Annotated in this window: 11 protein-coding genes; 10 read left to right on the top strand and 1 reads right to left on the bottom strand. The window is 47.3% G+C overall.

Features of this window, described 5'->3' with window-relative positions; all coding sequences use genetic code 11:
- Window positions 1-123: 123 nt before the first annotated feature.
- From EPB59_RS06085 to EPB59_RS06060, 6 genes are all read left to right on the top strand, one after another.
- The gene (locus EPB59_RS06085; RefSeq protein ID WP_154171846.1) at window positions 124-2,040 is read left to right on the top strand and encodes a methyl-accepting chemotaxis protein; all 1,917 of its coding nucleotides are present in this window, start codon (window positions 124-126) and stop codon (window positions 2,038-2,040) included.
- Between the two features lie 272 nt (window positions 2,041-2,312).
- Window positions 2,313-4,724, top strand: coding sequence for a beta-mannosidase (locus EPB59_RS06080; protein ID WP_154171845.1), 2,412 nt, complete (start codon window positions 2,313-2,315; stop codon window positions 4,722-4,724).
- A gap of 302 nt (window positions 4,725-5,026) precedes the next feature.
- Window positions 5,027-6,433, top strand: a complete 1,407-nt coding sequence (locus tag EPB59_RS06075) for an amidohydrolase (protein ID WP_195707074.1) — start codon at window positions 5,027-5,029, stop codon at window positions 6,431-6,433.
- 102 nt (window positions 6,434-6,535) lie between these two features.
- Window positions 6,536-7,888, top strand: a complete 1,353-nt coding sequence (gene yegD, locus EPB59_RS06070; RefSeq protein WP_154171843.1) for a molecular chaperone — start codon at window positions 6,536-6,538, stop codon at window positions 7,886-7,888.
- Between the two features lie 123 nt (window positions 7,889-8,011).
- Window positions 8,012-9,028, top strand: a complete 1,017-nt coding sequence (locus EPB59_RS06065) for a lipoate--protein ligase (protein ID WP_154173189.1) — start codon at window positions 8,012-8,014, stop codon at window positions 9,026-9,028.
- A 115-nt stretch (window positions 9,029-9,143) separates the two neighbouring features.
- Window positions 9,144-9,311: a DUF2256 domain-containing protein gene (locus tag EPB59_RS06060; RefSeq protein ID WP_154171842.1), complete on the top strand. Its 168-nt coding sequence runs from the start codon at window positions 9,144-9,146 to the stop codon at window positions 9,309-9,311.
- Here the strand turns inward: EPB59_RS06060 and EPB59_RS06055 are convergent.
- The gene (locus EPB59_RS06055; RefSeq protein ID WP_154171841.1) at window positions 9,289-10,224 is read right to left on the bottom strand and encodes a LysR family transcriptional regulator; all 936 of its coding nucleotides are present in this window, start codon (window positions 10,222-10,224) and stop codon (window positions 9,289-9,291) included. The two genes, EPB59_RS06060 and EPB59_RS06055, sit on opposite strands and share 23 nt — an antisense overlap.
- Window positions 10,225-10,311: 87 nt before the next feature.
- Between EPB59_RS06055 and EPB59_RS06050 the strand changes: the two genes are divergently transcribed.
- The 4 genes from EPB59_RS06050 to EPB59_RS06035 all read left to right on the top strand — a co-directional run bounded on the left by EPB59_RS06050 (window position 10,312) and on the right by EPB59_RS06035 (window position 15,615).
- Complete coding sequence (locus EPB59_RS06050; RefSeq protein ID WP_154171840.1) at window positions 10,312-11,715, top strand: MDR family MFS transporter; 1,404 nt, start codon at window positions 10,312-10,314, stop codon at window positions 11,713-11,715.
- A 120-nt stretch (window positions 11,716-11,835) separates the two neighbouring features.
- Window positions 11,836-12,150 carry a DMT family transporter gene (locus EPB59_RS06045; protein WP_154171839.1) on the top strand — a complete coding sequence of 105 codons (315 nt, stop codon included), beginning with the start codon at window positions 11,836-11,838 and terminating at the stop codon, window positions 12,148-12,150.
- Window positions 12,151-12,524: 374 nt separating this feature from the next.
- The gene (locus EPB59_RS06040; protein ID WP_154171838.1) at window positions 12,525-14,216 is read left to right on the top strand and encodes a methyl-accepting chemotaxis protein; all 1,692 of its coding nucleotides are present in this window, start codon (window positions 12,525-12,527) and stop codon (window positions 14,214-14,216) included.
- A 103-nt stretch (window positions 14,217-14,319) separates the two neighbouring features.
- On the top strand, window positions 14,320-15,615 hold the full coding sequence (locus tag EPB59_RS06035) for a methyl-accepting chemotaxis protein (RefSeq protein WP_154171837.1): 1,296 nt from the start codon (window positions 14,320-14,322) through the stop codon (window positions 15,613-15,615).
- Window positions 15,616-15,775 lie beyond the last annotated feature (160 nt).

Here is a 15,775-nt window from a genome sequence, read left to right as displayed (position 1 = left end):
TTTATGTCTAATGAGTAAGAGAAAAATTGATATAAAACAAATAAAGTCAATATCAACCTGTAGCGAAAGCAGCAGTCACTATAGTTAAACCAATGGCATAACATCAGTGAGCAGGAAAATCGCATGTGGCTGTCTAAACTAAAAATCCGTACTCGAATTGTATTAGGAATGGCATTGTTGCTGTTGCTAGTGATGAATATCATCATGCCCTTTGTGCTCAGTGAGTTTCTTGGTCAAATACATCGTAATGAGCTGCGACAACTTGAAAAACTCTATCAAACTGCAGTGGCTGAGATTGATTCAACAGGGCGGCTTTCGCAGGCACTAGCAACGTTGATCGCGAACTCACCCTCGATTCAAAAAGCCTTTTCAGAAGGTGACCGCCAATCTATCGCCGCTCAAACATTACCGCTTTATCAGGCCATGAAAGAGCGATATGACGCCACTCAATTGCAATTTCATACCCCACCCGCAACGTCTTTCTATCGTGCGCATAAGCCTGAAAAATTTGGCGATGATCTCTCTAGCTTTCGTTTTACGGTATTACAGGTAAACCAATCAAAACAACCTGTCATGGGGTTAGAAAATGGTGTGGCAGGTTTAGGAAATCGAGGCGTGGTGCCAGTGTTTTATGAAGGTAAGCTAATTGGTTCAGTCGAGTTCGGATTGTCTTTCGGACAGCCATTTTTTGAAAGCTTCAAGCAAAAATACCAAGTTGATATCGCATTGCTGCTTCATTCTGAATCTAGCCGCTATCAACAATTTGCGGGGACGTTTGATGCGAGCCCGTGGATTGATCAAACCGTGTTAGATACCGTACTCACAGGACAAAGTCGTAAGTTGGATGTTGAAATTAACGGTAAGAACTATGCGCTTTATTTACAAAGTGTGAAGGATTTTTCGGGTAAACCGATTGGTGTCTTGACGATTGCGATGGACCGCAGTGAGGCTATTGCGAGCGTTTGGGATGTGAATTTGAAATTGGTCGGTCTTGGTATTGTTGCTCTGACCATTGGTATCATTATCGCAATTTTGATTGCTAGAGGAATTACTCGTCCTATCGTGAGTGCGACTCGAGCAATGAAACGAATTGCCGAAGGTGATGGTGATTTAAGCCAGCAAATGTCGGTTAAAACACGAGATGAAATGGCTCAACTCGCCAGAGCGTTTAACCTGTTTGTCGGAAAAATTCACGATACGATGGCGCAAATCTCTGATGTGACCCATCAACTGGTTATCTCTGCGGATGAAACAGCACGTATTACGGAAACCAGTCGTGCGAGTGCAACGAAACAACAAAGTGAGGTAGAGCAAGTGGCTACTGCGATGAATCAAGTGGCGATCACAGTGCAAGAAATGGCGCAGCACGCCAATATGGCTTCTGATTCTGCAGCGCAAGCCGATGCTGCCACGACTACCGGTAAGCAAATTGTCAGCCAAGTAATTGCTTTGATTGAAGAATTGGCAACAAAAAGTCAAGAAGCGGTCTTGACGATGGGTAAGCTAAATAATCAAACTCAATCAATAGATTCTGTGTTGGAAGTGATTCGCAATATTGCGGACCAGACTAATCTTTTAGCGCTAAATGCCGCGATTGAAGCCGCTCGCGCCGGTGAGCAAGGACGTGGTTTTGCTGTTGTCGCTGATGAGGTTCGTACTTTAGCAAGCCGTACGCAGACTTCGACACAGGAAATCCAACGCATGATTGAAAGTTTGCAAAGCGCTGCTAACTCAGCAGAAAGTGCCATGTTACAAAGCGACAAGATTACCGAACAGTGTGTGAGCCAAATTCGGGGAGCAGGAGAAGCATTAGATAATATTCATCGTGCAGTCGGTGCCATCAATGACATGAACTTTCATATTGCTAATTCAGTGACAGAGCAGAGTGCCGTTTCATCCGAATTGAATATCAATTTGCACAATATCAATGATGGAGTCACTCAGTTTAGCAATAACGTGGCGCATGTTGCGACGTGCGGTGAAAACGTTAATCAGCTTTCCGTTCGGCTCAATGGATTACTCAATAAATTCAAATTGTAGCGAGGATTGCCAAGACTCTGGCAGGGGGCGTAACACTATAGGTGTTTGTATGTTCGTGTCTTGCCAGCGTAATATTTTTAAAATGAATGATTTCCAAGTGAATATTTGCTGATTTAGTGATTCATTTTTCATCGTAAAACGGTGAGTTGAATAGTTTGAATTGTGCCGCAAATTATCAGTCTTTTACCCTCTGTTTAGTATGGGTAATCCGGTTTCAGGATTACAGTCCATGAAGTTTCTCTTCAACCCATCCTCGATAAAGGGAGTAACCTATGACTGGCTGTAATCTCAATGGTCAATGGCGATTAACCTCTCCACAACGTCCTGATATTTCAATTCCGATGACGATTCCAGGTGACAATGTCACTGCTTTATTGGCTGCGCACTATATTCCTGACCCTTATTGGGGTGGCAATGAAGCCAAAGTGCGCTGGATTGAAGAAGTCGATTGGCAAATCAGCCGCGAGTTTGAGGTGAATAACTTGCTACTAGAGAACGATCAACTGTGGTTAACACTGACACGTGTCGATACGTTTGCCTCTCTGTATATTAATGACGTCCTTGCCTTGGAGTGCAGCAATCAGTTTGCCGGTTATGAGCTGGATATTAAGCCGTATTTGACATTGGGCAGTAACACTCTGCGTATGGTTTTCCATCGAGTGGTGCCTGAAGCCGAGAAAAGAGCCGCTGCATTACCTTTTCCTATTCCTTCTGCTATGGGTAACAACCAGTTACCGCATATGAATTTAGTGCGCAAAACGCAATGTCACTCAGGGTGGGACTGGGGGCTGTGTTTGATGGTGTCAGGGATTTACGACCCGATCCTATTACAGCCGATTAACCACACACGATTAAAACAGTTGGCGACAGAGCAGCGCTGGCAACGTGATGGCAGTGTGATTGTGACGTTGGCAGTAGAGGTGGAAACCGAACTGGCTGCAAACTTGACGTTCACCATGGCCGATCAACAACAAAAGTTGGTCGCAGAACATAATGGTTGGGTGCAGTGCGAGTTTTTGATTGCACAGCCAAAGCGCTGGTGGCCAAACGGATTGGGTGAGCCGCATTTGTATGACGTGAGCGTGGCCAGCGCTGAGCAAACTTTGCAGCGCAAAATCGGGTTACGCCAACTTGAACTGAATACCGCAGCCGATGAACGCGGTTCGGCGATGGAGTTTGTGATCAACGGCTTTCCCATGATGGCGAAAGGCGCGAACTGGATTCCACTTGATGCAATGCCTGCTCGTGAAAATGAAGCGCGCTATCGACAGCGGCTGCAAAGCGCGGTAGAGGCCAATATGAACATGATCCGCGTGTGGGGCGGTGGGCAATACGAGAGTGACACATTTTACAGCTTGTGTGATGAACTCGGGTTACTGGTTTGGCAAGACATGATGTTTGCTTGTTCGCTTTACCCGAGCCATGCGGATTTCCTGCGCGAAGTCGAGCAAGAGCTGCGTTGGCAAATCCCAAGGCTACGCGAGCATCCTTGCGTTGCGCTTTGGTGTGGTGATAACGAAGTGATTGGCGCGATTGGTTGGTATGACGAATCCAAACAGAACCGTATCAAATACACGGTCAATTACGATCGCTTAAATCGCAAGATCGCGGAAGTGATTGAATCGCTTGATCCCAAACGCGCATTCTGGCCAAGTTCGCCCTGTAATGGTGAACTCGATTTTGGTGATGCATGGCATGATGACAATAAAGGCGATATGCACTTTTGGGATGTGTGGCACTCTGGCAAGCCTTTTAGTGCGTATCGCTCGGTGAATCCAAGATTCTGCTCTGAGTTTGGTTTCCAATCTTGGCCCTCCCTTGCGGAAGTCAAAACCTTTACGCCAGAGCACGATTTCAACATCACTTCGCAGACCTTTGAACAGCACCAGAAAAATCCGCGCGGTAACAGCATCATCACCGAGATGTTTACTCGTTATTTCCGTTTTCCAACCGGATTTGAACAGATGCTGTATCTGAGCCAAGTGCAGCAAGCCATGGCGATCAAAACCGCGGTGGATCACTGGCGGGCGATTTCGCCGGTTTGTCGCGGCATTCTGTATTGGCAGCTCAATGATTTGTGGCCTGTGAGTTCTTGGTCGAGCATTGAATACAGTGGCCGTTGGAAACAGTTGCACTATCACGCGAAGCGCTTTTTTGCGCCGCAGTATCTGGTGTTTTCAGAGCACAGCGGTGGATTGACGTTGCACGGTTTAAACGATAATCGTGAACCGGAGGAAGTAGAAGGCCGAATTTGCTTGATAAGTTGGCAAGGTGAAATTGTTGAACAGTGGCCGCTCAGCGCGACGTTATTGCCTAATCACAACCATGCGCTGTGGCAAAAAAACGCATCTTTGAATTTAGGGCACGAAGGTTTTTTGTGGGTTGATGCGATGATCAAAAACCGTGGCGAGCGATTACAGAACACTTATTTTGGTACAGAAGAACTGAAATCTTTGCCGATGGAAAATGCCAAAATCGAGGTGCAGCAAGCTGGGCGATGGATCACGTTAAGTAGCGACAAGCCGGCTTTTTATGTGTACTTGGAGTGTGAGGGGGGCGGGCGGTTTAGTGATTCGAGCTTCACCTTGCTACCGGGACAAAGTGTCACCGTGGAGTATTTGGGAGAAGATGCACACACATTAGCGACTTCGCTGCGGGTTTATTATCTCAATAGCGAAGTTTAAATAAGTTAAGCATTCCACCACGCGAGCCATATTTTCAGCTTTAGCGTTCATGCGTAAAGAGGGAGTATGGTTCGCCAGATGGACATTTTCAGTGTTATTCAACCTTGTGCTCTCAAACCTAACATTGCTCAAGCCAATGAATCGGCGATATTTATTCCGCCTTTGTTCGTTTGTGATCGAGTTTGTTTACATCAGCGTGCCAAGATCACATAAGCCTGCAAATATCAGAGCAAACGTTTGCATTCCAGTTTTATTCTCTTACTATCGCGGCAATGAAATCTATCCTGTTCAAGGAAAATAAAATGCTGAAACCCAATTTAATTGCTGCTGCTATCGCTGGTATGAGCCTGTTTTCATCTATCAGTTATGCTAAACAAACTGCGGATCTGATGATTACTGACGCTATGGTGCTCACCATGAATGGCGATAAAACCGTATATCAGAATGGCACTGTTGTGGTGCAAGAGAACAAAATCATTGCGGTGGGGGATGCTGAATTAGCCAAGCAATATCAAGCCAAACAGGTGCTGGATGTGGATGGCGATATCGTGATGCCGGGTCTTATCAATACCCATACGCACGTTTCGATGACGGTGTTCCGATCTTTGGGTGATGATGTACCCGATCGTCTGCATCGTTACATCTTTCCGTTGGAATCCAAATTGGTGTCGCGCGATATGGTACGCATTGGAGCGAACTTAGGTAACGTGGAGATGCTCAAAGGCGGCGTGACCACTTATGCCGACATGTATTATTTCGAAGATGAAGTGGCGAAAACCGTGGATCAAATTGGGATGCGCGCGGTATTAGGCCAAAGCGTGATTCAATTTCCGGTAGCGGATGCAAAAAATGCCGATGAAGGTATTCAGTACGCACTGAACTTTATCGAACAATACAAGAATCATCCGCGCATTACCCCAGCGTTTGCGCCGCATGCGCCATACACCAACACCACCGAAACTTTGCAAAAGATCGCCAAGCTCTCTTTAGAGAAGCAAGTGCCTGTGTTGATCCATTTAGCGGAATCTGACCGAGAGCAAGAGAAAATTGCCGAGCGTTCGAATGGCCTGTCTCCGGTACAGTACATGCACGATATCGGTGCTTTGAACGCCAACTTGGTTGGCGCGCATATGATTTTAATCGATGACAAAGACATCGAACTGGTGAAAAAGTCAGATATGGGCGTAGCACACAATATGAGTGCCAACATTAAATCGGCGAAAGGTGTTGCGCCTGCACTCAAGATGTATGACGAAAATGTTCGTATCGGTTTAGGTACGGATGGTCCTATGTCAGGCAACACGCTGAGCACCATTGATGAATTCAACCAAGTAGCGAAAGTGCATAAGTTGGTGAATCACGATCGCGCCGCGATGCCACCACTAAAAGTGATTGATATGGCAACCATGGGCGCCGCCAGAGCGCTGCACATGGAAGATAAAATCGGCTCGTTAGAAGTGGGCAAACTCGCGGATATCATAGTGATTGATACCAAAGCGCCGAACATGGTGCCGATTTATAACCCTTATTCAGCGTTGGTTTACTCGGCAAACAGCGGCAATGTTCGCCATGCCGTGATTGATGGCAAATTGGTGATGCAAGATCGTGCCATCAACACCGTCAATGAAGAGCAAATCCGCCAAGAAGCGCTCGCCTTCACCGACATCGTTCGTAAGAGCGTGCTGGATTCAGGCGAAGAGATCCGTTAACGGTGTGAAAGCTGAGTAGAAAATAACAATTTCTGCTAGAGATAAGAAAAGGCTTGCGGTAGTATCGCCGGTCTTTTTTCGTTCAAGAGTAGGAGTACGCAAATGTTTATCGGGTTTGATTACGGCACGGCTAACTGTTCGGTGGCCAGCATGCAGGGCGATAATCCAGTGCTGATCCCTCTTGAGCGTGACAGCCTTTATATTCCTTCCACATTGGCGGCGCCGACTCGTGATTCGGTGCCTGAGCACCTGTTTCGTCATCGCCAGATTTCACCGGCCGATGCACTGGGCGAGCAATTACTGCGTCGTTCAGTAGCCGCGAATCGTGATGAAGGCATCGACTTGCAGTTTGATGATGTGGTGTTTGGTCAGGCGGCGCTCGATCTCTATCTGTCCGATCCGCATGAAGTGTATTACGTCAAATCACCAAAATCGTTTTTAGGGGCGATGGGGCTGCACGACATTCAACTGAGCTTTTTTGAAGATCTAGTGTGCGCCATGATGGCTAACATCAAAGCCCAAGCGGAAGCGCGCTCCAACGCAGTGATCAATGATGCGGTGATCGGTCGTCCGGTCAACTTCCACGGCCGAGGTGGGGAAGACTCTAACCGTCAGGCAGAAAATATTCTGCGCCGCGCAGCCACGCGAGCTGGGTTTCGCCACTTAGAGTTTCAGTTTGAACCAGTGGCCGCAGGGCTTGAGTACGAAGCGACACTGACCGAAGACAAAACTGTGTTGGTGGTGGATATCGGCGGTGGTACGACAGACTGCTCACTGATTCAAATGGGGCCTTCTTGGCGGGGCAAAGCGGATCGCACGCAAAGCCTCATTGCGCATACTGGTCAACGAGTGGGCGGTAACGATTTTGATATCCATCTTGCCTTTAAACAGTTGATGACGCCCTTTGGTTTTGGTAGCCAAATGCTCAGCGGGCTAGATATGCCGATCACTCAATTCTGGAACCCGATTGCGATTAACGATGTTAGCGCGCAGGTGAAATTCTTCTCGCGTGAAAATCTGGTGGATTTAAAACGCCTACACAAAGAAGCGCGTGAGCCTGAAAAACTGGCGCGTCTGCTTGCGGTGTACCACGATACGCTCGGCTACAGCTTAGTTAAGAAAGCCGAAGAAGCGAAGATTGCGCTATCGGATATGGCACAAGTGACAGCGCAAATTAAAGTGCTGTCGGAGTTGCTGGAAGTCAAGATTCAACGTGAAGCGATGATCGAAGCGATTGACGTGCTGAAAACCAAAATGATTGAACTGGTTACGGAAGCGGTAGCGCTTGGTGGCGTGACGCCGGACGTGATCTTTATGACCGGCGGTAGTGCGCGTTCACCAATTTTACGTGCTGGTGTTGAGCAGGTACTGCCGAATGTGCCAGTGGTCAGCGGCAACTATTTTGGCTCAGTCACCGCGGGGCTTGCACGTTGGGCGCAGGTTTGTTTTCGTTAATCTTATGAAGCCTTCTTCGGAAGGCTTTTTTACACGGGTCATGAGTGTGCCAAGGTGTTTGGCGATCGGCGCGGAATTGCGTAACATAGCCGCATCTTCCTTTCTGTTTGGCACAAAATGACCATGACCCAAACCCGCATTTTGATCTCTGACTCTACTGACCCGTGGTTTAACCTCGCGGTTGAAGACACTATCTTTCGTTCGATGCCTGCCGACCAACGAGTACTGTTTCTGTGGCGTAACGCCGATACCGTAGTGATTGGTCGTGCGCAGAACCCGTGGCGCGAATGCAAAACCGATCGCATGGAGCAGGACAACGTAAAACTTGCTCGTCGTCAGACGGGGGGCGGGGCTGTGTTCCATGATTTGGGCAATACCAACTTCACCTTCATGGCCGGAAAGCCGGAATACGATAAAGCAATCTCGACGCAAATTGTGCTAGCCGGATTGAAAAAGCTGGGTATCAACGGTGTGGCAAATGGTCGCAACGATCTGGTTTTGGAAGATGAGCAGGGTATTCGTAAGTTTTCCGGCTCGGCTTATCGTGAAACTCTGGATCGCGGTTTTCATCATGGCACTCTGCTGCTCAGTGCCGATCTCAACCGTCTGGCGGATTACCTAAACCCTGATCTCAAAAAGCTACAAGCCAAAGGCATTACCTCGGTGAAATCACGAGTTATCAATCTCAATACCGTCAAGGCCGATATTGAACACCAGCAAGTGTGTGAGGCGATCATGCAGGCTTACTGTGAACACTACCAACAAGACGTTACGCCAGAATTTATCTCACCGCAGTCATTTCTGGACTTACCGGGCTTTGAGCAGAAATTTGCATTGCAAAGCAGTTGGGATTGGAACTTTGGTCAGACGCCACCGTTTACTCATAACATGGATGAACGTTTTGCTTGGGGTGGTGTGGATGTGTATCTTGATGTTGAGCGCGGCACAATCATGCAGGCGACTCTCTTTAGCGATATGCTTGACCCATATCCGATGGAACAACTGGCGCAGCGTTTGAATGGTCTTGCTTACAACAAAACCGCCGTAGCACCTTGCCTTGCCGACATGATAAATGAACTGCCGCAATATCAGGCGCAGCTTGAGGATTTTCAGCGCTGGTTTATCGGCCAGATTGATTAACTCAGCGACCTCACCTCTTAGCGAAGAAAAACTCGCACGAGCAAGCTAAGGCGGTGAGCCAATGCCGCTAAAGTCACGTATCTCTTTAATGGATAACGGTTATTAAAGGTGAAACGTGGCTTCGCACAAAAAGGCTCACTTGGCGCATAAAATTTGCCCTGTCTGTTTGCGCTCGTTTGTTTGGCGCAAAAAGTGGCAACAGTGTTGGGCAGAGGTGAAATACTGCTCGGAGCGTTGTCGGCGTAACCGTTCTGTCCATACTAAGGCTGATGCCAATAGCTGAAAGCGACTCGCGACCAATGATTGATGATGTAATCGATCAGGGCTTGGGTACGTTCTGGCAAGAATTTTCGTTGTGGATGGAGCAAATACACATCCGCGCCTTCAATATCCCATTCGGGGAGTAACTCGACCAATTTCCCCTCATTGAGTAAAGGAGCCATCAAGCCTCTTGGCAGGCGGGCAATTCCCATGCCTTGTAAGGTTGCTTGTACTATGGTGTCCAGTTCATCAGAACACAGTCGTGCAGCGGGTATAAATTGCACTTTTTGTTCGCTGTGTCGATGTTGGAAAATCCACGGTAGCTTGTGGTTTAGGCTAAGCAGCGGTGAGTGGGTGAGTTGTTGTGGATGAGAGAGTGAGAGCGTGGCGGCAAACGTTGGACTGGCACACAGCACCGAAGGGTTACGCGCCAGTTTGCGGGCAACCCAATCTGATTCCGGTTGTGGGCCAAAGCGCAGTGCGATATCCAAATCCCGTTGCGTGAAATAATCGAGCCCCGAGTTTACTTGCATGCGTAAAGTAACGTTGGGGTGCTGCTCAGAAAATTCTAAGGCTAAAGGCGTGAGTTGATGACGTAGCGGTAACACGGGAGCACTAATGGCGATTTCACCGCGATAATCACGTTTAGCTTGCTCGACTTGATCTTGTTTACGCTCGATTTCGGCAAAGAGCTCTGCATAAGTGTGGAACAGTTGTTCCCCTTCTTTGGTCAGCACCAGTTCTTTACTGCTGCGGATCAGTAAAATGCTGCCAGTGTCTTGTTCAAGTTGCTGGATACGTCGGCTAAGTGTGCTGGTGGACATCGATTTTTGTTTGGCCGCTAAGGCAAAACTACCGCAGCGAACTACGGTCAAAAAAAGCGCCAGATCATCAAGTTTCATGCTTAATCCCATTTTTGCAATTTTGCGTCCCATTCTATCCTATTTTAGGATGGTTGTGATTTGGTTATCTTGTGCCACAAAGTCCTATTTCGCGACGATAATCGACCACAAAGAGAACCCATGCATTCCGATCCACATCCTTTACCTGCTGCTAATCCACGCATCATTTTTGCCAGTGTGGCGTTAGTGATTGCCCTTGGCTCACTCGAAAAAAGCATAGTTACCACACCTCTTGCCCTGATAGGACAGGATCTTTCCGCTGGGAGTGCCTTAACGTGGGTCATTACCGCTTATTTGCTTGCCGCTACGGCGGTATTACCCGTGTATGGCAAACTCAGCGATCTGTTTGGGCGAGTACGTATGCTGAACATCAGCATTGGTATTTTCATTGTGGGTTCGGCGCTTTGTACGTTTGCTTATGATTTGCCCACGTTGATTGGCGCGCGCGTGATTCAAGGTATTGGTGGCGGCGGATTGATTGCGCTGGCTTTTACCGTGATTGCCGATTCCATTCCGGCGCGTGAGGTTGGGAAATATCAAGGTTATATTTCCGCGGTCTATGCAGTTTCCAGCATTGCAGGCCCCTTACTGGGGGGCTATTTTGCCGATCATTTAAGTTGGCGTTGGGTGTTTGGCATTAACTTGCCATTGGGTCTGGTGGCGTTGTACATGGTGAATCGTCATCTCAAACACCTTAATCAAAAACGCCAAAGCCGTTTTGATTGGTTAGGGGCAGGGCTACTCATGATCTTCACCACCTTGCTTTTGCTTCAACTCTCCTCACATAGTTTTCTGCCTGCGGGCTGGGGAGCCTTTGCTCTTTTGCTCTGCTTGGGATTGTTGATCTTGGTGGAAAGACATGTCAGTGACCCTATTTTACCTGCACGACTGGCACGTTTACCCGGTTATTTAACCGCGATTAGTTTGATTATGATTGCGCAAATGCTGATGTTTGCACTGCTGGTATACATGCCACTTCAACTGCAATGGCAAAAGGGACTTTCGCCCTCACAAAGTGGTTCCGCGATGGTGATCTTTATGTTCAGTATCACGACTGGCGCCTATCTCGGCGGCAAGTGGGTCGCTCGCTCTGGGCGATACAAAGCTCTGGTGGTGGGCGGTTTTCTGCTGTCAGCTTTGGCGATTTGGCAGATTCATTATGATCTTTGGGTGCACTTATCGCTCGGTATCGCAGGTCTGGGTTTAGGCTTTACGTTGCCTTCGCTTGGTGTGGTGGTGCAAAGTGTACTGCCCGCGCGTGACCGTGGGATTGGAATGTCACTGTTTAACTTTGGCCGTGAACTCGGTGGTGCATTGGGCGTAGCATTTTGTTCGGCGCTGTTTTACTTGCGCGTTCCACAAACTGTGACAGTGAGCGAACATGGCAGCCAAGCCACATCTGTCACTTCAGAGGTTCTCGCTCAAGGATTTAGTCTGGTGTATTTGGGGATGAGCTTGTTAGGTCTGTTTGCTATGCTGATCACCGCATGGCGTTTACGCCGTGATGCACTAAAAACGGAATAATGATTGACCAAGATAGCCAAGCGTATCCTACTTAGGTAGGATACGCTTCACATCAGGAAGTGAGGACGACCTCACCACTCCATTTCTTTTCGGGGACGACCCCATATATGAGGTGTATATATGGCGTGGTTAATCCTCTTTCTCGCCGGTATTTGTGAAATCGCTTGGGCGATTGGTCTGAAATACAGTGAAGGCTTTACTAAGCCACTGGCTTCTGTCGCTACCTTGTCTGCGTTGATCATCAGCTTTGTGTTACTGGGTGTTGCATTGCGCACTCTGCCGTTAGGTGTGGCTTATGGTATGTGGGTAGGTATTGGCGCTGTTGGTACGGCGCTCGCCGCCGCTTTCTTATTTGGTGAAGCCTTAACCGTGGTTAAATTAGTCAGTTTACTTTTGATTATCGCAGGGATCGCTGGGCTAAAAATGAGTGCCTAACATAATCCTCCTAAAGCCAGAGCCGTTATGCTGAGAACGGCTCTGGTGAATGGCATTAGAACAGCTCAATTTTTGGCAAAGGATTCAGCAGACTGAATAGACGGACAGATTAGACTAAAGAGGTAAATTATTTTTTTTCAATAAAAACAAAGCCATGAATCTCTTATAAGCATCAGTTTCAACGGTTTGCAATTTCATAACCTAGACTAATTAAGAAAATACTCAAATTAGAAACAAACAAAACGTCGATTTTGTACTAAGTGATCACCACGCGTTGGCTAGTGGGTTTGTCTGCTTACTCTCTTTGAGTAGGTTGAGACAGGTTGGAGCCATGAATGTATGGCATAAGTGCAAGGAATGTGAGGCGCGCTGTTATGAAGTGGTTTAAAAACTTATCGATTACTCAAAAGATGATCGCTTTAGTCGGATGTTTATTAGTTTTAACTTTATTCGTCTCCGCTTATTCCATTTCAAAAATGAGAAAAATTTCTGTTGAAATCGACGCTATAGCACACGACAACATGCCGCTCGCTAAATTGATGACGGATATGACTGTGCATCAACTGGAAGGTGCCATTACTCTTGAGCGAGTATTCCGTGTGGCGAAAATCGCAAGCCAAGAAGGGAAGCAACAACAAGCCCAACTTGAAACTCAATTACGTGACTTAGTGAGTGCGTTTAAGCAAGAACTCAACCAAGCCCGTGAAAAACTCAATGCTGCGATTGTCGACTCAACCTCCCCAACCATCCGCGGAAATTTAAACAGCTTAGAACAATATCTTGATTCACTCAGCAATCAACACAATGAGTTTGAACGTCAGCTCAATAGTTTGCTAAGTGAAATTCATGCTGGTAAAGATGTTCAGCTACTGGCAGAACAAGCCCACCAATTAGAGCAGCTGCAAGTGGCACTTGATGAGCAATTAATTGATGTGTTGCGTAAAATCGAGCAAACAACAGAGAAATCGGTGCTCGTAACCGAGCAACAAGAACAAGAAGCTCTATGGGGAATGATCTATTTAAGTGCTTTCTCGATTTTATTTGGTTTGGTCTTAGGTTTTTCTTTTAGTAAGCAAATCGTGGTCTCGATTGCTCGCGCTCGTAAATTGGCAACTGAAATGGCCTCTGGCAACTTCAGTAAGCGAGCCAAGGTAACGACGGGAGATGAAGTGGGTCAACTGATAACCAGTATGAATACGACCGCAGAATCACTCAGCCATATGGTGGGGGAAGTTATCGATCGTGCCAATACAATAGCGTCAACCGTGACCGAACTGGCTTCAGTGGCGGAAGGCAATAAACACTCAGTGCAACGGCAGCAAGTCAACACCGAGCAAGTCGCCAGTGCAATGGCTCAAATGGCCATTACGATTACTGAGGTTGCGAGTAGTGCAGAAGAGTCTTCATCCGCAACGGCTCGTGCTCAAGAAAACGCTCGTCAAAGTTGTAGTGTGTTGGCGCAAACGGAAGCGGTCTCAAGCCAACTGGTAGCAAACGCCCAACAATCTCAGCAAATGATTGTCGAGTTAGAGGCGAGTACGCGGCAGATTGAAAGTTTTGTTTTAGTCGTAGAGGGCATTTCTGAACAAACCAACTTATTAGCCCTGAATGCGGCGATTGAAGCGGCGCGTGCTGGCGAACAAGGTCGTGGATTTGCCGTTGTGGCTGACGAGGTGCGAGCGTTAGCTTCCCGTAGTCAACAAGCCACGCATGAGATTAAAGGCTTGATTCATACTTTGGTGGAGCGAGCACAAAGCGCAACGAAAATGATTGATTCAAACGATCAGCAAATTGAAGACAGCTTTGCCTCTATTTCGGAGGCCAAAAAACAGTTGGATGGTATTAATCAAGCACTGTTGGAGCTGACTTCGGCGAATACCCAAGTGGCAGCCGCGAGTGAGGAGCAATCTGTCGCGGCAGATGAGATCAGTCACAATATGAGCGATATTCGGGATGCTGGGGAAACGGTACTACTGAGCGCGCAAGAAACCGCTCAGGCAAGTGAAGACTTGGCTCAGCAAGCACAAGCGTTGAGATTATTGATGGGACGCTTCGTTATTTCATAAAAATGTTGTCTATACTGAAAACAACTTGTTATTTATAACAATAAAATCACAAAATGCGCAGCCCGCAACCTTGAGCGGGATTTGAGTGACAGGAAGCCTGTATATGTATTTTTGGAAAAAAAGAGCGGTGAAACCGGAAGTCGAACCACAACAGAGCCAAGAGGGCGATGTGGTTTTAGCCCTGAAAAATAACATGGCTTACATTGAGTTTGATCCACAAGGCAAAATTTTAGACGTCAATTCTCTGTTTTTAAATACGATGGGCTACAACAAAGAAGAACTGCTCGGGCAACATCACCGCATGTTTTGTGACCCAGAGGCGGTGAAAGGCCCTGAATACGCACATTTTTGGAAAAGTTTGGCACATGGGCAAGCGCAGCGTAAAACCTTCCACCGCATCAAAAAAGATGGCTCAGACATTTGGATTGAAGCGATTTATATGCCCGTTCGTAACAGTGCTGGAAAAGTCTATAAAGTGACGAAAGTGGCTTACGATGTCACGAAACAAAAAAACCGTTCAGATAAACAAGCGGCAATATTTTCGGCATTAGATCTCTCCTCGGCTGTGATTCGTTTTACCCCTGATGGTTATGTCAAAGATGCCAATGATAATTTCTTGAGAGCAATGGGCTATCGGTTAGAAGAAATCGTAGGTAAGCATCACCGCATGTTTTGTGATGACGCGTTTTATCAAGAAAACCCCAACTTTTGGCACGAACTTGCTAACGGCGAATTTAAATCAGGGCTTTTTCACCGTAGAACCGGCCATGGAAGAGACATTTGGCTAGAGGCGACCTATAACCCAACCTTTAGTGACGGTGTAGTGAACCAAGTTGTTAAATTTGCATCAGATGTGACTGAGCAAGTATTGAAAGCGAGAGCGACCAAGGATGCTTCACAAATGGCTCAACAAACCTCGGCTGAAACCGTGGATTTGGCAGAGTCAGGACGCACTATGATTGATGAGGCGGCAACAATCGCCGGAGGCATCAAGGAATCGATTGTTGGTGCCAATTCGCTGATGACGGATCTGTCTTCTCAATCACAACGAATTGCTCAAATCGTTATCACCATTAATAAGATTGCAGAGCAAACCAACTTGTTAGCGTTAAATGCGGCGATTGAGGCTGCGCGAGCGGGTGAATATGGGCGGGGTTTCGCCGTGGTGGCTGATGAAGTGCGCAGTTTGGCATCCAACACCAGTCAAGCCACCAGTGAAATCGATAATATCGTGAAACGTAACAGTGAGTTGACGGCACAATCCAGTGAAACTATGGAACAAATCCAAGCGAAAGTGACAGAGTTCAACGACATGCTGCTGCAAACTCAAGGCTTGATTGAACAGATCCAAAATGCAGCTGAAAATGTGCAAAAAACCGTCAGTGAGATTGCCGATTAATCCAAAGGTTCCTAGGGATGGGGATGTCGGCGGTGTTAGTCAACCTGCGTTAATAAGACGCTGGGGTGAAAAAAATACGCAGTCTGTTCTGGGTTGGTGGTAGAATCCAACCCTTGTTTTTTCGGGTGAGCCAAGATTCGGTTCAGCCATTAAGATTACC

The sequence above is a fragment of the Vibrio metoecus genome, assembly GCF_009665255.1.
GTDB lineage: Bacteria > Pseudomonadota > Gammaproteobacteria > Enterobacterales > Vibrionaceae > Vibrio > Vibrio metoecus_B.
This window is presented reverse-complemented; position numbering and strand designations above follow the sequence as displayed.